This is a genomic window from Brevundimonas sp., from assembly GCF_041648615.1.
Taxonomy (GTDB): Bacteria; Pseudomonadota; Alphaproteobacteria; order Caulobacterales; family Caulobacteraceae; genus Brevundimonas.
In genome coordinates this window covers 1-20,682 of record NZ_JBAZOS010000032.1, presented here as the reverse complement: position 1 = coordinate 20,682, position 20,682 = coordinate 1, and the positions used below count along the sequence as shown (strand labels likewise).

28 protein-coding genes and 1 tRNA gene are annotated in these 20,682 nt (G+C 68.6%); 5 read left to right on the top strand and 24 right to left on the bottom strand.

Annotated features, from left to right (window positions below; genetic code table 11):
* Positions 1-8: 8 nt before the first annotated feature.
* The gene (locus WC555_RS11990; RefSeq protein WP_373253854.1) at positions 9-1,442 is read left to right on the top strand and encodes a short-chain fatty acyl-CoA regulator family protein; all 1,434 of its coding nucleotides are present in this window, start codon (positions 9-11) and stop codon (positions 1,440-1,442) included.
* 181 nt (positions 1,443-1,623) lie between these two features.
* On the opposite strand, the gene WC555_RS11985 is transcribed toward WC555_RS11990, so the two are convergent.
* Together WC555_RS11985 and WC555_RS11980 are read right to left on the bottom strand one after the other, a co-directional pair.
* Positions 1,624-3,030 carry a hypothetical protein gene (locus tag WC555_RS11985; protein WP_373253852.1) on the bottom strand — a complete coding sequence of 469 codons (1,407 nt, stop codon included), beginning with the start codon at positions 3,028-3,030 and terminating at the stop codon, positions 1,624-1,626.
* Positions 3,031-3,150: 120 nt separating this feature from the next.
* On the bottom strand, positions 3,151-4,134 hold the full coding sequence (locus tag WC555_RS11980) for a helix-turn-helix transcriptional regulator (protein WP_373253850.1): 984 nt from the start codon (positions 4,132-4,134) through the stop codon (positions 3,151-3,153).
* A gap of 84 nt (positions 4,135-4,218) precedes the next feature.
* Between WC555_RS11980 and WC555_RS11975 the strand changes: the two genes are divergently transcribed.
* The gene (locus tag WC555_RS11975) at positions 4,219-4,449 is read left to right on the top strand and encodes a hypothetical protein (protein ID WP_373253848.1); all 231 of its coding nucleotides are present in this window, start codon (positions 4,219-4,221) and stop codon (positions 4,447-4,449) included.
* 7 nt (positions 4,450-4,456) lie between these two features.
* Here WC555_RS11975 and WC555_RS11970 read toward each other — a convergent pair whose 3' ends face one another.
* Together WC555_RS11970 and WC555_RS11965 are read right to left on the bottom strand one after the other, a co-directional pair.
* Positions 4,457-4,879 carry a DUF1801 domain-containing protein gene (locus WC555_RS11970; protein ID WP_373253846.1) on the bottom strand — a complete coding sequence of 141 codons (423 nt, stop codon included), beginning with the start codon at positions 4,877-4,879 and terminating at the stop codon, positions 4,457-4,459.
* Between the two features lie 12 nt (positions 4,880-4,891).
* A complete protein-coding gene (locus WC555_RS11965) occupies positions 4,892-5,617 on the bottom strand; it encodes an alternative oxidase (RefSeq protein ID WP_373253844.1) in 726 nt (241 codons plus the stop codon).
* A gap of 178 nt (positions 5,618-5,795) precedes the next feature.
* Between WC555_RS11965 and WC555_RS11960 the strand changes: the two genes are divergently transcribed.
* Both WC555_RS11960 and WC555_RS11955 read left to right on the top strand, forming a co-directional pair.
* Positions 5,796-6,071 (top strand): DUF4160 domain-containing protein, encoded by a 276-nt coding sequence (locus tag WC555_RS11960; RefSeq protein ID WP_373253842.1) that lies wholly within the window; start codon positions 5,796-5,798, stop codon positions 6,069-6,071.
* Positions 6,061-6,342 carry a DUF2442 domain-containing protein gene (locus tag WC555_RS11955; protein ID WP_373253840.1) on the top strand — a complete coding sequence of 94 codons (282 nt, stop codon included), beginning with the start codon at positions 6,061-6,063 and terminating at the stop codon, positions 6,340-6,342. Before WC555_RS11960 ends, WC555_RS11955 begins: the two co-directional genes overlap by 11 nt.
* A 310-nt stretch (positions 6,343-6,652) precedes the next feature.
* Here the strand turns inward: WC555_RS11955 and WC555_RS11950 are convergent, their stop codons facing one another.
* The 10 genes from WC555_RS11950 to WC555_RS11905 all read right to left on the bottom strand — a co-directional run bounded on the left by WC555_RS11950 (position 6,653) and on the right by WC555_RS11905 (position 14,407).
* Positions 6,653-8,068, bottom strand: a complete 1,416-nt coding sequence (locus tag WC555_RS11950; RefSeq protein WP_373253838.1) for an NAD(P)(+) transhydrogenase (Re/Si-specific) subunit beta — start codon at positions 8,066-8,068, stop codon at positions 6,653-6,655.
* A 22-nt stretch (positions 8,069-8,090) separates the two neighbouring features.
* A complete protein-coding gene (locus WC555_RS11945; protein WP_373253836.1) occupies positions 8,091-8,474 on the bottom strand; it encodes a hypothetical protein in 384 nt (127 codons plus the stop codon).
* A 1-nt stretch (position 8,475) separates the two neighbouring features.
* A complete protein-coding gene (locus WC555_RS11940) occupies positions 8,476-8,763 on the bottom strand; it encodes a hypothetical protein (RefSeq protein ID WP_373253834.1) in 288 nt (95 codons plus the stop codon).
* Positions 8,760-9,062 carry a hypothetical protein gene (locus WC555_RS11935; RefSeq protein WP_373253833.1) on the bottom strand — a complete coding sequence of 101 codons (303 nt, stop codon included), beginning with the start codon at positions 9,060-9,062 and terminating at the stop codon, positions 8,760-8,762. The genes WC555_RS11940 and WC555_RS11935 overlap by 4 nt, the downstream gene beginning before the upstream one ends.
* Positions 9,059-9,388: an NAD(P) transhydrogenase subunit alpha gene (locus tag WC555_RS11930; RefSeq protein ID WP_373253831.1), complete on the bottom strand. Its 330-nt coding sequence runs from the start codon at positions 9,386-9,388 to the stop codon at positions 9,059-9,061. Before WC555_RS11930 ends, WC555_RS11935 begins: the two co-directional genes overlap by 4 nt.
* Complete coding sequence (locus WC555_RS11925) at positions 9,388-9,612, bottom strand: hypothetical protein (RefSeq protein ID WP_373253829.1); 225 nt, start codon at positions 9,610-9,612, stop codon at positions 9,388-9,390. The genes WC555_RS11930 and WC555_RS11925 overlap by 1 nt, the downstream gene beginning before the upstream one ends.
* The gene (locus tag WC555_RS11920) at positions 9,612-10,745 is read right to left on the bottom strand and encodes a Re/Si-specific NAD(P)(+) transhydrogenase subunit alpha (protein WP_373253827.1); all 1,134 of its coding nucleotides are present in this window, start codon (positions 10,743-10,745) and stop codon (positions 9,612-9,614) included. The genes WC555_RS11925 and WC555_RS11920 overlap by 1 nt, the downstream gene beginning before the upstream one ends.
* Before the next feature lie 139 nt (positions 10,746-10,884).
* Positions 10,885-11,136, bottom strand: coding sequence for an aa3-type cytochrome c oxidase subunit IV (locus WC555_RS11915; RefSeq protein ID WP_373253825.1), 252 nt, complete (start codon positions 11,134-11,136; stop codon positions 10,885-10,887).
* 86 nt (positions 11,137-11,222) lie between these two features.
* Positions 11,223-12,569 (bottom strand): serine hydrolase domain-containing protein, encoded by a 1,347-nt coding sequence (locus WC555_RS11910; RefSeq protein ID WP_373253823.1) that lies wholly within the window; start codon positions 12,567-12,569, stop codon positions 11,223-11,225.
* A 35-nt stretch (positions 12,570-12,604) separates the two neighbouring features.
* On the bottom strand, positions 12,605-14,407 hold the full coding sequence (locus WC555_RS11905) for a M3 family oligoendopeptidase (RefSeq protein ID WP_373253821.1): 1,803 nt from the start codon (positions 14,405-14,407) through the stop codon (positions 12,605-12,607).
* A gap of 99 nt (positions 14,408-14,506) precedes the next feature.
* On the opposite strand from WC555_RS11905, the gene WC555_RS11900 reads away from it, so the two are divergent.
* Positions 14,507-14,977, top strand: coding sequence for a DUF1203 domain-containing protein (locus WC555_RS11900; RefSeq protein WP_373253820.1), 471 nt, complete (start codon positions 14,507-14,509; stop codon positions 14,975-14,977).
* On the opposite strand, the gene WC555_RS11895 is transcribed toward WC555_RS11900, so the two are convergent.
* The 10 genes from WC555_RS11895 to WC555_RS11850 form a co-directional block, all read right to left on the bottom strand.
* Complete coding sequence (locus tag WC555_RS11895) at positions 14,974-15,432, bottom strand: NUDIX hydrolase (protein ID WP_373253818.1); 459 nt, start codon at positions 15,430-15,432, stop codon at positions 14,974-14,976. The two genes, WC555_RS11900 and WC555_RS11895, sit on opposite strands and share 4 nt — an antisense overlap.
* Positions 15,433-15,548: 116 nt before the next feature.
* Entirely contained in the window at positions 15,549-16,049 is a 501-nt protein-coding gene (locus WC555_RS11890) for a hypothetical protein (RefSeq protein WP_373253817.1), read from the bottom strand.
* A gap of 131 nt (positions 16,050-16,180) precedes the next feature.
* A complete protein-coding gene (gene rplA, locus WC555_RS11885; RefSeq protein WP_373253816.1) occupies positions 16,181-16,870 on the bottom strand; it encodes a 50S ribosomal protein L1 in 690 nt (229 codons plus the stop codon).
* Positions 16,871-16,874: 4 nt separating this feature from the next.
* Positions 16,875-17,306 (bottom strand): 50S ribosomal protein L11, encoded by a 432-nt coding sequence (gene rplK / locus WC555_RS11880; RefSeq protein WP_373253815.1) that lies wholly within the window; start codon positions 17,304-17,306, stop codon positions 16,875-16,877.
* 300 nt (positions 17,307-17,606) lie between these two features.
* Positions 17,607-18,182, bottom strand: coding sequence for a transcription termination/antitermination protein NusG (nusG, locus tag WC555_RS11875; RefSeq protein WP_332639933.1), 576 nt, complete (start codon positions 18,180-18,182; stop codon positions 17,607-17,609).
* A gap of 12 nt (positions 18,183-18,194) precedes the next feature.
* Positions 18,195-18,485, bottom strand: a complete 291-nt coding sequence (gene secE / locus WC555_RS11870) for a preprotein translocase subunit SecE (protein ID WP_373253814.1) — start codon at positions 18,483-18,485, stop codon at positions 18,195-18,197.
* Positions 18,486-18,549: 64 nt separating this feature from the next.
* A tRNA-Trp gene (locus tag WC555_RS11865) sits at positions 18,550-18,625 on the bottom strand.
* Positions 18,626-18,739: 114 nt separating this feature from the next.
* Positions 18,740-20,074 (bottom strand): hemolysin family protein, encoded by a 1,335-nt coding sequence (locus tag WC555_RS11860; protein ID WP_373253813.1) that lies wholly within the window; start codon positions 20,072-20,074, stop codon positions 18,740-18,742.
* Positions 20,075-20,168: 94 nt separating this feature from the next.
* A complete protein-coding gene (locus WC555_RS11855; RefSeq protein WP_300465724.1) occupies positions 20,169-20,294 on the bottom strand; it encodes a hypothetical protein in 126 nt (41 codons plus the stop codon).
* A 321-nt stretch (positions 20,295-20,615) separates the two neighbouring features.
* A partial coding sequence (locus tag WC555_RS11850; RefSeq protein ID WP_373253874.1) for a hypothetical protein occupies positions 20,616-20,682 on the bottom strand: 67 nt, incomplete at its 5' end.

The window sequence follows — 20,682 nt, the reverse complement described above, 5'->3', positions numbered from 1 at the left end:
ATCCAGCCATGGACGTCGCCGCCGATCGCAAACTCTTCCTCGGGGGCCGCCTCAAGCGGCTGCGGCGCGACCTCGCCCTGACCCAGACCGCCATGGCGGCCGATCTCGGCGTCTCGCCCAGCTACCTCAACCACATCGAGCGCAACCAGCGGCCCGTCTCCGCGCAGCTGCTGCTGCGTCTGGCCGACACCTATGACGTCGACCTGCGCACCCTCGGCCAGTCGGGCGGCCCGGCGTCGGAAGCCGAACTGACCGAAGCCTTCGCGGATCCGGTCTTCCAGGGTCTGGCGGTGCCGCGTCACGAGATCGTTCAGCTGGCCGAGGACCAGCCCGCCGCCGCCGACGCCCTGCTGCGCCTGTACCGCGCCTTCGCCGATCGCCGCACCCGCGACCGGGCCGAAGCCGACGCCCTCGGCGGCCTGGGCGACGACAGTCCCGCAGACCGGGTGCGCGAATACGTCCAGACCCGGCGCAACCACTTCCCCGAACTGGACGCCCTTGGTGAAACCCTGTCCGACGCCCTCGAGGTCGAGACGCCCGGCGAGGCGTTCGAAGCCCGCGCCCGCGCCCGGCTTCAGACGCGCCACGGCCTGACCGTCCGCACCCTGCCCGCCGAAGTCATGGTGGAGTGGACCCGCCGCTATGATCCGCACCGCAAACGGCTGCTGCTGTCCGAGACCCTCGGGGCCTCCTCGCGGGCCTTCGCCGTGGCCTATCAGCTGGCCCTGGCCGAACACGACGCCGAGCTGACGGCCCTCGCCGACGCGGCGGCGGCCCCGGATGAGTCCACCCGGCGGCTGCTCAAGGTCTCGCTGACCAACACCCTCGCCGCCGCCATCCTGATGCCCTACGGCCCCTTCCAGCGCCTGGCCGAGGACACGGCCTACGACATGGCGCGACTGCAGGCCCGCTTCGGCGTCGGCTTCGAACAGGCGGCGCACCGGCTGACCACCCTGTCGCGGCCCACGGCCCGCGGCGTGCCCTTCTTCCTGATGCGGGTCGATCAGGCCGGCAACATCTCCAAACGCTTCGCTTCGGGCGCCTTCCCCTTCTCGCGCTTCGGCGGGGCCTGTCCGCGCTGGCGGCTGCACAGCGCCTTCCGCACGCCCGGCAAGATCATCACCCAGATCATCGAGACGCCGGACGGCGGTCGCTGGTTCACCCTCGCGCGCACCGTCGACCGCCAGGGACATGACGCCTTCACCGAGGGCCACGACCTCGCCATCGGTCTGGGCTGCGAGCTGAAACACGCCCACCGCCTGATCCACGCGCGCGGCCTCGATCTCGCCGCGCCCGAGGTCACCCCGATCGGTCCGGCCTGCCGCCTGTGCCACCGCCACCCCTGCGCCGAACGCGCCGCCGCGCCCGTGGACCGGGCCCTGACGGTCGATGACTGGTCGAAGTCGGTCAGTCCCTATCCCTTCGCCGGGCCGACCGACTGAGGTTGAACCCGATGCGGTTTCAGGGGTTTCGACCGCTCGGTTGATCGGGGCGCGTCGTGAATCTCGTATTGTTTGTCCGGAAGCACGGGCTCCTGGCTTTTGTCGTGCTTGAACTCGTCACCGCCGCGGCGCTCCTGGGCTGGCTCGGGGCCGGCCTCATCCTCCGGGCCGGCTGAAGGCGTCAGTCGAGCCGGACATGTCCGGCGTCGCGCCGATAGGGGACCCCCGTGCGGTCGAACAGGCCGGCGATGACGGTCGCGGGATCGGCCGCGCCGCTGTCCAGCAGGGTCTCCATATCCGCCCTCAGGGACGCGTCGCCCGAAACCCGGGTCAGTTCCAGAAACCATTCCTCGCGCGTCAGCACCCCGTCCTCGCGGTTGGCGTCGATCAGCGGCTTGAGGAAGTCGAACCAGTCGCCGCCGTTCGCCCGCCGCTGCACGCCCTCCGCCGCCATGGCGAACACAGCCCCGCAGGCGTAGAGCGCGCGGTGCTCGCCGCGCCCGGCGGCCTCGGCCACGGGCGCGCCGGCCAGGCGGACGCAGTCATCGACCTCGTTCTGCAGTTCGGCGCGGGCGTCATAGTCGGGATCGACCGCCTTCAGGGCCCGGACCGCCATCAGATCGGCCCCGCCCTCCGTGATCCAGGCGTCGCGGGCGCGTTCGTAGCGGACGACCTGACCCAGCCAGAAATGCGCGCTCTCATGGCCGATGAACCAGCGCGCCGTGGCCAGGAGTCCCGCGGTGGGTTGCAGCACGCCGCTCCCCTCGAACCGCGCGACGATCAGGCCGGGCATGACGCTGCCGCCCATCGATGTTTTCCCGGCGGTCGGACCGGCCCAGCTGACCATCACCGTCGGCCGGTCGCTCTGGCCCGCGCCCAGCCGGCGGGCGTAATAGTCGGCCACGCGAGGCGCGAAATCCTGGATCGCGTCGCCGATCCATTCAGGCAGCTGCGGATCGACGATCGTGACCAGCCGCTCGTTCCCGCTCATTTCCGCCGCGCCGAACAGCACATAGGTGTCGGCGTCCGCCGCGACGGCCTGCGCCACCCGCTCGCCCCGGAAAAGCACCGGGCCCGCGCGGTCGCGCCACGTCACCGTCGCGGGATCGGCTTCCAGCGGATAGCCGTTCAGATCCTGCGGAACCGCCTCGGCCGCCGCCACCGACGGCAGCGGAAAGACGTCAAACTGTCCGCTGGGCATGGCCACCGATCCGTCGGTGAAGGCGAGAACGCCGTAGTCGGCCTCGAGGTCTTCCGATTTCGGCGTGAAGCCTATGCTGACGCGGCGCGGCACCGGTCCGCCGTCGACGGCGCGCAGGATGTCCCGGTTTCCGGCCCGCTCCAGCACCACGCCGGGCGTGACGACCCGCCACTGCTCCGGCCGCCACGGCTTGCGCGAGTCCTGGATCAGCGCGGACCGGAAGAAGGCCCAGACCGGCGCGTCCCGATCCAGTTCGTAATCCGCCGTCCAGGCGTCGCCGTTGCGGGTGACCGCCACGGCAGGGCGGGAGGGCGCCTCCTGCGCGGTCGCCGGGACGCCCGTTCCAAACGCCAGCAGGGCAAGAACCGTCAGTATCGTGGCGCGCATGTCAGCTCCCCATCCGGACTCCCGCATAGGGCCGGGCAGAGGCTCGCGTCAGCTTAAGCTTTCGTCAGACTCAGGGCATTTGGCGGGCCCGCGAACAGCCCAAAGGTCCTGCCGGCCCGTTCAACTCCGTTCGAGGGCGCGGCGCGCGGCCTCCAGTTCGCCCTTCATCACCGCCCTGAGCCTCACCGGCGCGACGATCTCGACCTGATCGCCCCAGCTGAACAGGTGCCAGGCCAGTTCGCGCATGCCCGAGGCCCGGAAGCGCACGATCACGCCGCCGTCGGCCTGATCCTCCAGCGTCTGGGTCGGGTGCCAGCGCCACGCCCGCGCCTCGGCCGCGCCCGCGGGCGTCACCCGCAGCACCACATCCTCGATCTCGTCCTGATAGATGCCGAACGACTGGCTGGCGAAGGCCTGCAGGTCGAAATCCGCCGGCGGCGAGGCGACGCCGTCCTCGGCCCGGACCGCGCTCATCCGGTCGAGGCGGAAGGTCTGGATGCGGCCGCTCTCGCGGTCGGCGGCGACCAGATAGTTGGCGCGTCCGAACATCACCCCGCACGGCGCGACGATGCGCCGACGCGCCTCGGCCCCCGGGCGACTGTAGATGAAGCCCAGCGGCTGGCCGGCCAGAATGGCGTGACGGATCCGGGTCAGCACCGTCTCGTCCGCCGAGGGCCGGGGTCCGGCCTGCACCGCGATGGTCTCGGCCCGGACCAGCGCCTCCAGATCGGGGGCCAGCCGGTTCAGGGTCGTCGACCGCATCGCCGACTTCAGCTTGCGCTCCAGCCCCTCCAGCGCCGCCGCGCGGCCCGGTTCGCCGGTCGCGCGCAGGCCCTGGGCCGCCTTGCTGAGCTCGACCAGTTCCTCGGTCGTCGGGGCCTGTTCGAAGGCGGACAGGCCGCCGCGGATGCGCCAGCGCTTGCCCGGCGGGTCCGACACCTCCTCGGCCTGGGGGAACAGGACCAGCACGGCGTCGCGCAGCCGCTCGGCCGTGCGCCGTCCGACGCCGGCTTCCTGCGCCATCTCGTCCAGCGTCAGGCCCTCGGCGCTGGCCGCCATGCGCCGGGCCAGTTCGATCAACACCGCCGCCTTGTCCATTCTCATGGAGTCAAAATCGCATACGACCGTTTTTGACGCAACGCTGGTTCAAGGTCGTTTCAACAGAGACCCCTGACCCGGAGACATCCCATGGCCCGCCGCTTCGCCCCCCACGCTTCCGTCGCCGCCAATCGCTATCTGATCGTCCCCTGCGACGCCGAGGGCTGCGGCGACCTGGCGGTCATCTGGGACCGGCTGGAAGAACAGGTGATCGACGTCATCGACGCCCGCCTGTCGGCCCGCTACGCCGACGAGGACGCCCTGTGGGACGAGGCCCGCCCCGCCTTCGCCCCGGCCGAAGACTTCCGCATGGCGGCCTGAGCCGGCGCTACTGCGGATATCGTCTGCGCATGTCGTCCAGCGATGCGGCCGCCAGCTCGCGCAGGGCGTCCATGTCGATCCAGTCGAGCCGGTTGATGTACAGGCACGAGGCGCCCGTCTTCACCTTGCCCAGGCGGGCCAGCAGGTCCTCGCGCCCGGCGAAGCCCGGCGCGATATAGAGCACCGTCTGCGCCTTGCGCGGCGAGAAGCCGATCCGCGCCGCCTCGCCTTCGTGGCCGCTGTCGTACCGGTAGTGGTAACGCCCGAAGCCGATGATCGACGGCCCCCACATCGCCGGCGGCTCGCCCGACAGCGCCTCGAACAGGGCGCACAGGGTTTCGGCGTCAGCCCGCCGCTGCGGGTTCTCGACCGCGGCGATGAAGTCGGCGACGGAGACGTCGGTGGGTCTGGTCTTCGCCTCGTAGGCCATGGCGTTCCCCGATCAGGCGGCGCCCTTCAGCTCCGTGGCGTGGGGCGGATAGGGGGCCGACGGTACAGGACTGGGCGATTGCCTGGCCAGAGTGCTGGCGAAGCCGTGATTGACGTCGCGGTGATGCGCCTCGTCGGCCCGGACCTTGAGCACGACATCGCGCAGCGTCGCGTCGGCCGGGAGCTTCCAGTAGTGGATGGCGATGGCCGGGGCCGGTATGTTGGGCGACCGGCCTTCGTCGATCTCCTTGAGATACAGGGTGTAGCTGATGACGGCTTCTTCCTCGAAATAGCCGACCACCCGGTGCGCCGTGCGCGACGAGATCAGGTAGAGCAGGAAGAAGCCGATATAGAAGATCGCCTGGGCCAGCTGGACCACCAGCCGTTCGAAATACGTCGGCTTGGCCACCTCGATGAAGGTCATCAGATGCATCCGCTCATTCTCCGCCTCCTCCATCAGGGTGCGGATCCAGCCCCCGTCATCCCGCATCTCGCGCAGGCAACGCAGATGCTGGAGCGTCGCCCCGACCATGCCGGGCACCGCCGCCACGGTTTCCAGAACGATGGCGCGGTGGCCGTATTTCTTGGCGAAGAAGGTGTCGGCGCAGACGCGCAGCAGCTTGGTGAAGCCCAGGGCGAACCGGTCGGAGAACCCCTTCGGCTCGTGGTGCACGACGGGTTCGGCGGCCTTTTCCTCGTCGAGGGCGCGGGCGTCGGGGGCGAGACTCTTGTTGACCATGGAGACGGACTTTCAGGCGCTTCGACCGCTATGGGCCGGCGCAAGACACCCTAACGCGTCAGAGGGCCGAACGGACGCACATGCATTGTCGCAAGGGGCGGACATGCTGACGCAGCGAGGCGCGCCGACTTCACGAGCGTAAATCGACCAAACAACCTTGCCGTGCTATCAGCCGCCCATGCCGACGATTTCGTTCTTTCAGGGCGTCGCCATCCGCATGTTCTTCAACGACCATGCGCCGGCGCATTTTCACGCCTACCACGGCGGCCGGGAAGCCAAGTTCGATATTGAAACGGGTCGCCTGATCGGCGGCAAACTTCCTCTGGTTCAGCGCAAACTCGTCCAGCACTGGATTGAGATGTATAAGACCGAGTTGCGGGCGGCATGGATCGCGGTCCGCAGTGACCTGACGCCTGAACGAATTCCGGGGCCTGACGCCGACAATGACAACTGAAGTCGTTCGCATCCGCAAACTGCAACGGCTCGGGCCTTGGCGCCTGAAGCTGTGGTTCTCGGACGGCCGCGCGGGCGAGTGGGATTTCTCCGATCTGGCGCGCCGCGGCACCCCAGTGACCCGACCGTTCGAGGACCCGGCCTATTTCGACCGCGTCTTCCTCGAGTTCGGCGGCCTGACCTGGCCCAACGGCTACGACTGGGCTCCGGATGCCCTGCACGCCGACATGAAGGCGGCAGGTGTGTTGAAGGTCGAGAGCGCGGCGGCGTGAGACTCGGGCCCGCCGCGATATGCCTTGTTCTAGGTTTGACAACGGGCTCCTGCGGTCAAGCCGAAGACTGGACGCTGTTCGTCTACCCCGCCGGATCCGGCGGCTTTGCGATCATTACACCCGGTTTCAGTCGGGAAATGTGCCGCGTCGCGGGACAGGAAGCCGTCCAGTCGCACTCGTATGCGCCGGGAAGGCAGGCGATGGTTGAGTCCGGGGATAGCGGTGCGCCGACTTTCGAATGCGGTCGCCGATGCCGAATCCGCGACATCAAGTCGGTAGCAACCTGTGCCGAGACGTTTGACGCAGACGACTAGAGCGCCTTGACGATCCCTTCGACCATCTTCTTGGCGTCGGCGAACAGCATCATGGTGTTGTCGCGGAAGAACAGCTCGTTCTCGACCCCCGCATAGCCCGCCGCCATGCCGCGCTTGATGAACAGCACCGTGCCGGCCTTCTCCACGTCCAGCACCGGCATGCCGTAGATCGGGCTCTGCGGGTCGGTCTTGGCGGCCGGATTGGTGACGTCATTGGCGCCGATGACGAAGGCCACGTCGCAGGAGCTGAACTCGCTGTTGATGTCCTCCAGCTCGAACACCTCGTCATAGGGGACGTTGGCCTCGGCCAGCAGGACGTTCATGTGGCCGGGCATGCGGCCGGCGACGGGGTGGATGGCGTATTTCACCTCGACCCCCTCGGCCTTCAGCTTGTCGGCCATTTCGCGCAGGGCGTGCTGGGCCTGGGCCACGGCCATGCCGTAGCCGGGCACGATGATGACCTTCGAGGCGTTCTTCATGATGAAGGCCGCGTCGTCGGCCGAGCCCTGTTTGACCGGCCGGGTCTCGACCGCCCCGGCCGCGCCGGTGGCCGCGTCGCCGCCGAACCCGCCCAGGATCACCGAGATGAAGCTGCGGTTCATGGCCTTGCACATGATGTAGCTCAGGATCGCGCCCGAGCTCCCGACCAGGGCCCCGGTGATGATCAGGGCGATGTTCTCGAGCGTGAAGCCCAGCGCCGCCGCGGCCCAGCCCGAATAGGAGTTGAGCATCGACACCACCACCGGCATGTCGGCCCCGCCGATGGGGATGATCAGGGTCGCGCCGAGAATCAGGGCGAGGGCGAACACGCCCCAGAAGGCCCAGGTCGCCGTCCCGCCCGTGCCGATCAGGATGCCGATCAGCAGCACCAGCGCCAGGGCCAGGCCGATGTTGATCAGATGCCGCGCCGGCAGCAGGATCGGCGCGCCGCTCATGTTGCCGTTCAGCTTGGCGAAGGCGATGACCGAGCCGGTGAAGGTGATGGCCCCGATGGCGACGCCGAGGCTCAGTTCGATGATCGACTGGATCTTGATCCCGCCCGCCCCGTCGGCGATGCCGAAGCTCTCGGGCGCATAGACCGCCCCCACCGCCACCAGACAGGCCGCCATGCCGACCAGGCTGTGGAAGGCCGCCACCAGCTGGGGCATCTGGGTCATCTGCACCCGGGCGGCGATCAGCGCCCCCGCCCCGCCGCCGACGATCACCCCGCCGGCGATCAGGGCCAGGGTCAGCGGATCCAGCGTCCCGGTCGACCACAGCGTCAGCAGCGTCACCCCGACCGCCAGCGCCATGCCGATCATGCCGAAGGTGTTGCCCTGCCGGCTCGTCTCCGGGCTGGACAGGCCGCGCAGGCTGAGGATGAACAGGACGCCGGAGACCAGATAGGCCAGGGCCGCCAAGGATGCGTTCATGCCGTGTCCCCGAATCTCGACATCAGAAAAATCCCACCGCGGCAGGCCGGGCCGGGTCGCTGGTGACCGCGACCTGGGCCTCGCCGTTCTTGATCATGGCGATCGCCACCGCGCCGCGCCCGCCCGTCTTGGTCACGGTGCAGCTGCCGTTGTCCGACGGCAGCCGCCCGCCCTCCGAACCGCGGCCCGTCTGGGCGATGCGATTGGCCCAGGCTTCCCTGTTGTAATTCGAGGCCTCGTAGACGACCGGCTTGAAACGGCACTCCAGCGACCAGCTGGCGCCCTGCAGCGCCGCGACGTGCCACGGCAGGCCGCTCTCGACATCCGCCCCCAGGCGGGTCTGCGCATCCGCCGCGGTCGCCGCGACCGCCGCCAGCAGCACCACTCCGATCCGCCCCGGCCGCATCTCAGCGTCCTCCCGGCGGACAGGCCGTCCGCGCCAGCCGCCACAGGGCGGCGGTGATGAACAGCGGCGCCACGAACACCATGGCCCAGTCCCAGACGCTCATCGGCCTGTCCTGGGCCACGATGCGCAGCAGCACCGAGGCGAACAGCAGCACCACGCCGCAGTCGAGAAAGCGCAGCTTGCGGATCGCGTCCGTCTCCCGCAGCCAGCTCCACAGCCACAGCCCGGCCCCGATCGCCGTGGCGACCCAGGACGCGCCGACCGCGAACTGATGGGCGTCCAGCGTCATCCCTTGCCGGTCCCGAACCGCGGAAACAGGGTGCGCGACCGAAGGGCCAGGACGAACTGCGTCGCGAACACGGCGACGAGGATCAGCATCAGGCCGAACCCGAGCCAGTCGCCCTGCCGCTGGTTGTCCCACGCCTGCCACGCCCACGTCAGGATGACGACGGGATAGAAGATCAGAATGAGGCCGAGCTCGACACGTCGCCGCAACCCGTCGCTCATCCGCCCGCTCAGCAGAACGAAGGCAAGGACCATCAGAAGCGCCGCCGGCACGAGGGCCGTGAAAAGAATGGCCAGGGTCACGGCTGCGCCGCCTCGACCGGTTTCGGCCGTTCCTTCTTCCTGTACATCGCCAGCATGCGTCGGGTGACCATGAAGCCGCCGAAGATGTTGACGCTGGCCAGGGTCACGGCCGCCACGCCGGCTCCCTTGGCGATCCAGCCGCCGTCGGCGCTGGCCGCCGCCGCCGCGATCAGCCCGCCGACCACGATCACCGAGGAGATGGCGTTGGTCACCGCCATCAGCGGCGTGTGCAGGGCCGGCGTCACGCTCCAGACCACATAGTAGCCGACGAAGATCGCCAGCACGAAGATGGCCAGGCGGAAGACGGTGGGATCGACGTGTTCCATCACACTTGCTCCTTTGGCCGTCGAACAAAGCGTTTACCGAGGCTGGGCAGTAGCCAGAACGCGATGCCGGCTCCGAACGAAAGCAGTCCGGGCATTAGCGTTTCACTCGCGTCCGCAAGGCGAATACCCGTCATGGAAAGGAAGAAATTCCAGACCGGCATCAGGAGGAGAAATAGCCCCCACCCCAGTAGTGGAACGGCGACAATGCGCAGAAGAATACGCATCATCCCCTCACCCCCTCGTGCACCACGGCCCCGCCGTGCGTCACCGCAGACGCCTTGAGTATCTCGTCCTCCAGGTCCAGCGCCAGCGCCCCGTCCCTGATCATCAGCCCGACGAAGGCGACCAGGTTCTTCGCATAGAGGGCCGAGGCGTCCGCCGCGATCCGCCCGGGCAGGTTCGTATGGCCGACGATCTGCACCCCGTTCGCCGTCGTCACCACCTCGCCGGCCTTCGCCCCCTCGACATTGCCGCCCGCTTCCACAGCCAGATCGATCAGCACCGAGCCCGGCTTCATCGTCGCCACCTGGGCCGCCGTGACCAGCACCGGCGCCGCGCGGCCGGGGATCAGGGCCGTGGTGATGACGATGTCCTGCTTCCTGATGTGCTCGCCGGTCAGTTCGGCCTGTTTGGCCTGATACTCGGGCGACATCGGCTTGGCGTAGCCGCCGGCGGTCTGGGCGTTCTTGAACTCCTCGTCCTCGACGGCGAGGAATTTGGCCCCCAGCGATTCGACCTGCTCCTTGGTCGCGGGCCGCACGTCGGTGGCCGTGACCACCGCCCCCAGCCGCCGCGCCGTGGCGATGGCCTGCAGCCCCGCCACGCCCACCCCCATGACGAAGACCTTGGCCGGCGCCACCGTGCCCGCCGCCGTCATCATCATCGGGAAGCCCTTGCCATAGGCCCAGGCGGCCTCGATCACCGCGCGGTAGCCGGCCAGATTGGCCTGGGACGACAGGGCGTCCATCACCTGGGCCCGCGAGATGCGCGGTACGAATTCCATGGCGAAGGCGGTCGCATTGGCCTGGGCCAGGGCGGTCACCGTCTCCTTGTCGCGGTAGGCGTCCAGCAGGGCCACGACGATGGCGCCCGGCTTCAGCGCACTGGTCTCCTGCGCCGTCGGCCCGCGCACCTTCAGCACGATATCGGCCCCCGACAGCACCGCCTTGGTGTCCGGCGCCACGGTCGCGCCCGCCGCGACATAGTCGGCGTCCGGCAGCGAGGAGCCCGTTCCCGTCCCGGTCTCGACCGTCACGGTCGCGCCCATGGCGATCAGCTTCCTGACCGTGTCCGGAGTGACGGCGCAGCGCGTCTCGCCGTCTCGGCGTTCGCGGGTCACGGCGATGGCGACAGCCAAGCGAATCCCTCCGTCTCTCTCGACGGACGACGTTAGGCTGATCGGAGCGGCGGCGTCAAAGCGTCGGGCAGGCCGGAAACGACCGCACGCGCGCTCAAGCAGCGAGCGACCGCGTCGCGAGCGTTGGCGCCCTGGAAAATCAGTGCGCGGGCTTGCCGGACTTCAGGAAGAACCAGCCGCCGACCAGCATGACGAAGGCGACGATGGCGCCGCCGATGAAGCTGCCGCCCGGCTGGAACCAGATCACCAGGAAGGCCAGCAGGGCCGCCAGCCACAGCGAGCCCCATTTGGCCATGCCGATGAAGGCGTGGAAGGTCGACGACTGCTCGCTGATCTCCTGGGAGCCGCGAACATAGGCGTCGTGGGAATCGGCGTGGTGCGGGTCGGCCATGTCAGTGTCCGGGAATCTGGAACGTCGGTTGGCGCTCTTATAGCGGGGCCTGCCGCGCGCTCAAGCGGCGGCTGACAATTCGCGTCTCAGTCGAGCGCGGCCAGGGCGTCGCGGGTGAAGGCCACGGGGTCGAACGGCTTTCCGGCCGGGTCCTCGCCCCGCCGGACGATGACGATGTTCCGGCTGGGGACGATGATCACATACTGGCCCCGGTTGCCGTTGGCCGAGATGGCGTCGGCGGGAATCCCATCCGACTTGTTGAACAGCCAGAAGGTCGCGCCATAGCCCTGGGCGCCGGTCGGTTGCGGGCCCGAGGGGCGGGACACATAGTCTCGCCAGCCTTCGGGCAGGATGCGCTCTCCGTCGACGACGCCGTCGTTCAGATACAGCCGCCCGAACCGCGCCAGATCGCGCGCCGTCGACCAGACCTGGCTGGACAGCATGTAGTTCCCGCGCCAGTCGGTCTCGGCCCAGGTGTCATACATCCCCAGCCGCTGGAACAGCGCCCTTGGCGGATGGGCCGTGAAGGTCGGCGCGATGGCCAGAACGGCCAGAAGGATGTCGTTGTTGGCGTAGCGGAACCGCGTCCCCGGCATGGCGATCAGCGGCCAGGTCGTGACCTGTTCGTCCACCCCCACGCCGCCGAAATAGAGGGCGTCCGTCCGGTTGCCGGCCGTGTCGCTGGTCAGGCCCGACGACATCCGCATCAGCTGGTCCAGGGTGATGGCCGCGCGCGGATCGCCGTCCCGGCTCCAGTCGGCGATGGCGGCGGGGGCGTTCACATCGACCTCGCCGCGCTGGACCGCCGCGCCGATCACCGTGCCCGCCAGCGACTTGGCCACCGACCAGGTCCGCTGCGGCGTGTCCGGCCCGAAACCGTCCGCATACCATTCGCCGACCAGCCGGTCGTTCTGAAGGATCACCACCGCCGTGGTTTTTGCGCCCTCGCCATAGCCACCCCCGAACGCCTTCTCGACGGTGTCTTCGAGGTCCTCGGGATCGGACGGCGCACCGGCGGTGAAGCCCGGATCGGGTCGCGCTGGCTCAGGCAGGGCGGTGATCTGCTCGCCGCGCCAGCCTACCGGCATGATGGCGCAGCCCCGTCCGGGCGTCCAAACCGCCGATCGCGGCGGCATGGCCTCGTCCCAGGCGACCGCGACACGGGCCGGAAACACCTCGACCGGCATCTCGCGCACCAGCGGGTCGAGCTCGGGATAGACGCCCGTCAGCTCATTGGCCTCGATGCTTTCCAGCGTCCGCGTCGCCCCCGCCGCCTCGGCGTTCTTGAGCGCGCTGCACACGGTCAGCGCCTTGTATCCGGCGGCCATGGCGCGAACGCTGGCGGACGGCTGGGCGGGGGTCGCCGGGCTCTGGGCGATGGCCGCGAACGGCGAGGCGACGGTCAGGGCCGCGGCGAGGATCAGGGTGCGCATCCCCGACGCTCGCCCGCCCCGCCGCCGCCGTCAACTCAGACCAGCGCCTCGAACTGGCCGATCAGCCCCTCGAGCCGCTTCGTGCCGATGGTCCAGAAAGCCGGGTCGCGTGGGTTCAGGCCAAAGGGCGCCAGGGCCTCGACATAGCCGCGCGACCCTCCGCCCGCGAGCAGCTCGCGGTAAAGCGGCGTGAAACCCTCGGGATCCTTCGCCCGCGTCTCCATCAGCGCCGCCACCAGCAGGTCCCCGAAGGCGTAGGCATAGACGTAGAAGGGCGAGTGGACGAAGTGGCTGACATAGCTCCACCAGTGCTCGTAACCGGCGTTCAGCGTCACCGCCGGCCCCAGCGACGCCGCCATTTCCTCCATCCAGATCTCGCCGATGCGCTCGACCGGAACCTCGCCCGCCGTCCGCTCGTCGTGGAACCGCGTCTCGAAGCGATGGAAGGCGATCTGGCGCACCACGGTGTTCAGCCCGTCCTCGATCCGCCCGGCCAGCAGGCCGCGCTGCTCGGCCCTCGGTGCGGTCTTCAGCAGCCGGTCGAACGTCAGCCCCTCGGCGAAGATGGAGGCCGTCTCGGCCAGGGTCAGCGGCGTATCGGCCAGCAGACTGCCCTGACCCGCCGCCAGGGTCTGGTGCACGCCGTGCCCCAGCTCATGCGCCAGGGTCAGCACATCCCGCCGCTCGCCCATCCAGTTCAGGAACACATAGGGGTGCCGGTCCGACGTCACCGGATGGGCGTAGGCGCCCGACTGCTTCCCCGACCGGGCCTTGCCGTCGATCCACGGCCTGTCGAAGAAGCCTGCGGCCCGGTCGGCGAACTCGGACCCCAGGTCGGCGAAGCTCTCCAGCACCAGTTGCTTGCCCGCGGCCCAGTCATAGCCGCGCGGCGCGGTCGTCTCGATCGGGGCGTTGCGGTCCCACTGCTCCAGCTTGGCCTTGCCCATGGCCCGGGCCTTGAGCGCATAATAGCGGTGCGACAGCCGCGGATAGGCGGCGGCCACGGCCTCGGCCATGGCGTCGACCGCCTCGCCGTCGACCTCGTTGGACAGGTGCCGGCCGTCGGCGGGCCGTGTGAAGCCCCGCCAGCGGTCCTCCAGCGCCTTGTCCGCCGCCACCGTATTCATCACCATCGCCATGGTCGCGGTCCGCTGGCCCAGCGCCTCGTTCAGCCCCTCGGCGGCCGACTTGCGCCGCGCCGCCTTGGGATCGGACAGCCGGTTCAGCGCCTCGGCCAGGGTCAGGTCTTCCTTGCCGGCCCTGATCTTCATCGCCGCCAGGGTCTCGTCGAACAGGCGGGGCCACTGGGCGCTGATGGGCCCCCGCTCGGCCAGGAAGGTCTCCAGCTCCTGCGACAACTCATGCGGCTTCATCGCCCGCACCCGCCGCAGCCACGGCCGCCAGCGCGCGCCGGCCGGATGCGCCGTCAGGGCGGCCTCGATCTCGGCTTCCTCCAGCTGGTTGACCTCCAGCGTCACCCAGACCGTCGGCGTGGCGATGGCCGTCATCTTCTCGCGCACCGTGGCCTCGAAACCCGTCGCGGCCGCGTCGTTGCGGTTGGTCGAGGCCGCGAGGAAGGCATAGGCCCCCAGCCCGCCCAGCACGTCCGACGCCTGTTCGTACAGGCTCACGGCCCGGTCCAGCCTTTGACCCAGGGTCGCCGCATCGGCCCGCGCCCCGACCAGCCGACCCTGCAGGGCGTTCAGTTCGGCCACCAGCCCCCTCGCCCGCTCCAGGTCGGCGTCGATGCGGGCGTCGTCGCGGGAGGCGTACAGGTCGGACAGGTCCCACAGGGGGGCCTCGAGCGGATCGGCGGGGGTTTTGAAGGGCGCGTTCATGCCCTCCGTTGTGGGGATGCGACGCCCCGCGCGCAACGTCCGAAAGCCGCCAGACGCCTGATCTGACGCCTGTCACATCGGGGGCGAAGGAGATCCCGCATGAACTTTCGCATCCTGCCCCTGCCCCTGTCGCCGTTCCAGCCGTTCCTCGCCCTCGACGACGCGGCGCTGGAGACCATCGGCGCGCGACGCGTGGTCGCCGAAACGCCCCACGCCTCGCCCTGCCGCGTCAGCCTGACCGACGCCGAACCCGGCGAGCGGTTGATCCTGGTGAGCCATCGTCATCTGGACGATCCCTCCAGTCCGTACCGGTCGGAAGGCCCCATCTTCGTCAGGGAGGCGGCGGTCAAGGCGGCTCTCGACCCCGGAGTCGTGCCTGACATGCTGTCCCGCCGCCTGTTGTCCGTCCGCGTCTATGACGCGGGCTGGATGATGACCGACGCGGATGTCATCGAGGGGCGCGATCTGGCGGAGCGGCTGACGGACTGGTTCGAGCGCCCGGACTCCGCGATGATCCACCTGCACACCGCCCGACGCGGCTGCTTCCTGGCGGCGGCGGCCCGCGCCTAGCCCTCGAAGGCGGCGATCAGGGCCTTCAGGTCCGGTTCGTCGACGCGGCGCACCGCCTCGTCGCGGCTGACCCACGCCCGGTCACGCTGGCCGCGTTCACGCCAGTCGTCGTGCTCGGTCAGCACCTCCAGCGCATAGACCGAGACCACGCACCATCGCGGCGCCCGGCGCTTCAGCATTTTCAGATAGCGGAAGGTCCCCAGCGGGTCCGTGGCGACCGCGCCCTCGACACCCGCCTCCTCCAGCGCCTCCTCGGCGGCGGCCTCGGCGTCTGTCCTGCCCGGCATGCGGCCGCCCTTGGGCGTCACCCAGCGTCGGGTCTCCCGCGAGGTGACCAGCAGGATTTCGATCCCGGCCCCGGTCTTGCGCCACGGCAAGGCCGCGACCTGGCGTCGCTCCGCGATCTGGGTTCGGACGGCCGGGCCGGTCATGACGTCAGGGAGGCTCCGGTCCATGAAAAGGTCCGCGATGGAACGGATGCCGGCTCCGCGGCCGACGCGATGTCGATGACCTGCCCGCAGTCAGTCCCTCGTCCCGGTCATTGCGTCAAGCCGTCAGACTACGGACGGTTTCACTCGATCCGCTTCCCTGTCAGCCCGCCCGCGCCCGCGGCGCATTCGAAACGGGCGCAGTATTTTTCACCCAGCTGGGTGAAGGCGGTGGTGAGATGGGGCATCATGACGGCCTGCATCCGGATCCCGAAATCGAAACCCTTGACCGAGATCGAGCGGCCCAGCGGCGTATCGAAGAAGGCGATCATCGCCTCCAGCTCCTGCAGGGTGTAGATTTCCGCCACGTCGTCCGTCAGCTCGGCGAAGGTCGCCGCCATCGCGACCTCGAACGCCGCCGTCATGTTTTCCGCCAGCCACGCGCGCTCTTCGGCGGGAGCCTCGGACTTGGCGAAGAGGCTCTCGAAATAGGCCTCCACGGTCTTTTTCAGGTTCGGCGCCTGGGTCAGTTCAAGATACTGCCCGGCCAGCGCCAGCCGCTGCGCCGCATCGCGGTCCTGGGCGGCCGCGGGCCCGGCCGCGGCCAGGCAAAGCCCGAACGCCAGCAACATCAGAATACGCATGAGATCCCCCTTTACGAGGGCCTACCGTCGGTTGTTCGCGCCGGCTTCACAAGGGCGTCCGCATCACACCCGAACGCAAAAAGGGCGGCGAACCCTGCGGTCGCCGCCCTTCATGCTGCCGTTCAGGCCGATCAGACGTTCAGCGACGCCGGATCGATCTTGAAGCCCGGTCCCATGGTCGAGGACAGGGTGATGCGCTTGACGTAGGTGCCCTTGGCGCCGGTCGGACGGGCCCGTTGCAGGGCGTCCACATAGGCCTTCACGTTGGCTTCGAGGGCTTCCTGGGTGAAGGAGGCCTTGCCGATGCCGCCGTGGGCGATGCCGGCCTTCTCGACGCGGAACTCGACGGCGCCGCCCTTGGCGTCCTTGACCGCTTGCGCGACGTTCGGGGTCACGGTGCCGACCTTGGGGTTGGGCATCAGGCCGCGCGGGCCCAGCACCTTACCCAGACGACCGACCAGAGCCATCATGTCCGGGGACGCGATGACGCGGTCGAAGTCCATGAAGCCGCCGTTGATCTTCTCGTACAGATCCTCGGCGCCGACGATGTCCGCGCCGGCGGCCAGGGCCTCGGCGGCCTTCGCGTCCTTCGCGAACACAGCCACCCGGACGTCACGACCCGTGCCCGATGGCAGGTTCACCACGCCGCGGACCTGCTGGTCGGCGTGACGCGGATCGACGCCCAGGTTGACGGCGATCTCGATCGACTCGTCGAACTTGGCGGTGGCGTTGGATTTGACGGCGGCGATCGCCTCGGCGAAGTCCATGGGGGCGACGGTGTCGCCGGTCCGGGCTTTGACGCGCTTGGTTTGCTTGGCCATGTGCTTAGCCCTCCACGACGTTGAGGCCCATGGCGCGAGCCGAGCCTTCGATGATCTTGGTCGCGGCGTCCAGGTCGTTCGCGTTCAGATCCTTCATCTTCTTTTCGGCGATCTCGCGCAGCTGGCTGCGCTTGATCTTGCCGGCCACTTCGCGGCCGGTCATCTTCGAGCCCGAGGTGATCCCGGCGGCCTGCTTGATGTAGTGGGTCGCGGGCGGGGTCTTGGTGACGAAGGTGAAGCTCTTGTCCTGGTAGACCGTGATCACGGTCGGCAGGGGGGTGCCCTTCACTTCCTTCTCGGTGGGCGCCTTGTACTCCTTGACGAAGCCCATGATGTTCACGCCGCGTTGACCCAGGGCGGGCCCGATCGGGGGGGAAGGCGTGGCGGCGCCGGCGGGCACCTGCAATTTGATGTAGCCGAGAATCTTCTTGGCCATTGGTCTCTCCTTACGATGGACCTGAACTCAATCAGACCCGGTGAGCCGTGGTCGTGGCATGGCTGCCTCCCACGGATTTGCGTGATCGCTCACGCCGCCCTGTTCAGGGCGAGGCGCGCGTGTAGCAGAAGCAACGAGGTGAAGCAACGCGTTCTCCCTCCCCTTCATGGGGAGGGACGGCGAGGCGGAGCCGAGCCCGGGTGGGGAAGGGCGAACCATCCACAGACCGCGCTTGAGGTGAGGTTCCCCACCCGGATCGCTGCGCGATCGTCCCTCCCCACTTCGGGGGAGGGAGAGGCCTCAGCCGGCGCTCTTTTCGACCTGATTGTATTCCAGATCCACCGGGGTCGGACGGCCGAAGATCGACACCGCGACCCGCAGGCGCGCCGCGTCCTCGTCGACGCTCTCGACCTGGCCGTCGAAGCTGGCGAAGGGGCCGTCGATGACCTTGACGGTCTCGCCGATGTCGAAGCGGATGGTGGGCTTCGGACGTTCGACGCCCTCCTCCACCTGGCCGATGATGTTCTGGACCTCACGCTCCGAGACCGGCAGCGGCTTGGTGCCGCCCGCGGCGCCCAGGAAGCCCGTGACCTTGGGGGTGTTCTTGACCAGGTGATAGGCGTCGTCGGTCATCTCCATCTTCACCAGCACATAGCCGGGGAAGAATTTGCGCTCCGAGTTGACCTTGCGGCCGCGGCGGATCTCGACGACGTCCTCGGTCGGCACCAGGATTTCCGAGAAGCAGTCCTCGAGCCCCTGCTGGCGCGCCTGATCCGTCAGGTGCTGGGCGACCTTCTTCTCGAAATTCGAATAGGCGTGGACGATGTACCACTTGTGCCGGGGATTGGCGGCGGGTTTGGGCGTTGCGTCGGTCATGAGAGGTCTTTCTTACTGGCCGATCGCGAGGATGAAGCCCGACGCGACGGTCAGGCCGGCATCGACCACGAAGAAGAAGATCGAGGCGATCAGCACCATGATCAGCACCATCACCGAGGTGATCCAGGTTTCCTTGCGGCTCGGCCACACGATCTTGCGCCCTTCGGCGCGGACCTGACTGGCGAACTGCGGAATCGAGGTCCGCTTCTTCGGCGCGACGGTGTCAGCGGCCACGGCCGCGCCGGCGATGGCGGGCTGGGCGGTCTGGGTGCGGCGCCCCGAAGGGCTCTTGGCCTTGGCCATGCTCGGTTCTCGTTTTCAACGCGGTCTGACGATGCAGATGGGAACCCGCACCGTCAGTGGAAAGTGGCAGGAGTGGAGGGACTCGAACCCACGACCCTCGGTTTTGGAGACCGATGCTCTACCAGCTGAGCTACACTCCTGTGGTCCCGGCGGAAACTACAACGCGCCAGAGGGCGGAACCCCCGGGCGCGTTCGGCTTCGCCAGACCGCGGCGTATGCCCGACCGCGCCGGGGTTTTCAAGGGCGGATGCGGTTCAGTCGTCGTACTGCGCCGCCACCGCCCGGGCCTCGTCCTGGGCGTTGATCACCTGCGTGAACAGCAGCTTGTCGATGCGGCGGTCGTCCATGTCGATGATCTCGACCTCGAACCGGCCCAGTTGCAGGATTTCGCCCTCGTGGGGCACGCGGGACAGCTGGTGCAGCACCAGGCCCGCGATGGTGTGGAAGCCCTCCGCCTCGCCGAAATCCTCGCCCAGGGCGTCGGCCAGCTCGTCGATGTCGGTCTGGCCGTCGACCAGCCAGCTGCCGTCCTCGCGCTGGCGCACATTGACCTCGGCGTCGTCGTGACCCTCGTCGAAATCGCCGGCGATCATCTCCAGAAGGTCGGTGGCCGTCACCACCCCCTCGAAGGCCCCGAATTCGTCCACCAGGAAGGCCATGTGGACCCGGGAGGCCTTCATGATCTCCAGCGCCTTCAGCACCGAGGTCGATTGCGGAATGAAGGCCGGCGTCTGGATGTGCTTCTCGACATTGAACTCGCCGTTGTCCAGCAGGCTGTCCAGCAGGTCCTTCTTGTGAACCACGCCCAGCGGATTATCGACGTCGTTCTCCCGCGCCACCACGATGCGCGAATAGGGGCAGGTGCGGACTTCCGTGCGCAGCGTCTCCTCCGAATCGTCCAGCGCGATCCAGAACACCTCGTGGCGCGGCGTCATGGCCACCCGGATCGGCCGGTCGCCGAGGCGCAGGATCTCCTCGATCATGGTCTGCTCCTCGGGCTCGATCAGACCGGCCGAGGTGCCCTCCGCGATCATCGTCTCGACCTCTTCCTGGGTCACGTCCGAACCGTCCCGGTCCTTGACGCCCATGACCTTGAGGATGGCCGAGGTCGAGGCGGTCAGCACGACCACGAACGGCTTCAGCACCACGGCCACGGTCGAGATCGGCGCCGCCATCTTGGCGGCGATGGTTTCGGGGAAGATCAGCGCCAGCCGCTTGGGCACCAGCTCGCCGACGATCACCGACACATAGGTGATGAAGATGATGACCAGGACGGTCGAGAAGATTTCGGTATAGGCCGCCAGACTCGGAAAGGCCGCCTCGAGGATGTGGTTCAGCTCGCCCGCGATGGCCGCCTGGCCGTAGGCGCCGGCGGCGATGCCGATCAGGGTGATCCCGACCTGGACCGCCGACAGGAAATGGGTCGGGTCCTCGGCCAGCTTCAGCGCGACGCGGGCGCCCTTGTCGCCGCGCTCGGCGCGGCTCTGCAGCTTGGATCGACGGGAGGATACGACCGCCAGCTCGGTCATGGCGAACAGGCCGTTGAGCACCACGAGGAGCAGAACGACAACGATGGCGATGGCTAACATCTAGGGGGAGCGGACCGACGCGGCGCTACCGTCGGCGTCCGCAGGTCCGATGATAGGGGGAAATCGTCGCCGCCGCCACGCTTTCCTTGCGGCGTCAGCGGGTCCGCCCGGCCTCGACCGAGCCATAGGGCCCGCGCGCGCCGTCGTCGGGCATGGCGGCGCAGGCCGACATGCCCAGGAAGGTGCCGATGAACAGGCCGATACGGATCGCGCGTCGCATGGTTACTGAATTCCTAACGTCCGGAGTGCGAACGTAGGGACCCTGACGCGGTTCCGCGCAAGAGGCTGCACGACGATGGGGCGCCTTAACCGTCCTTCTCCCCTTGCGGGAGAAGGAAACCCCCCACAGCAAAACGGCCCCCGGATCGCTCCGGGGGCCGTCTGGTCTTTTCTCCCTCCCCTTCATGGGGAGGGACGCCGAGCCGCAGGCGAGGCCGGGTGGGGAAGTGTCGCCACAGACGCCGACAGCACCCGCTTCGAACTTCCCCACCCGGATCGCTTCGCGATCATCCCTCCCCACTTCGGGGGAGGGAGAAGGCCACTATTCGTTGATCTTGGAGACCACGCCGGCGCCGACGGTGCGGCCGCCTTCGCGGATGGCGAAGCGC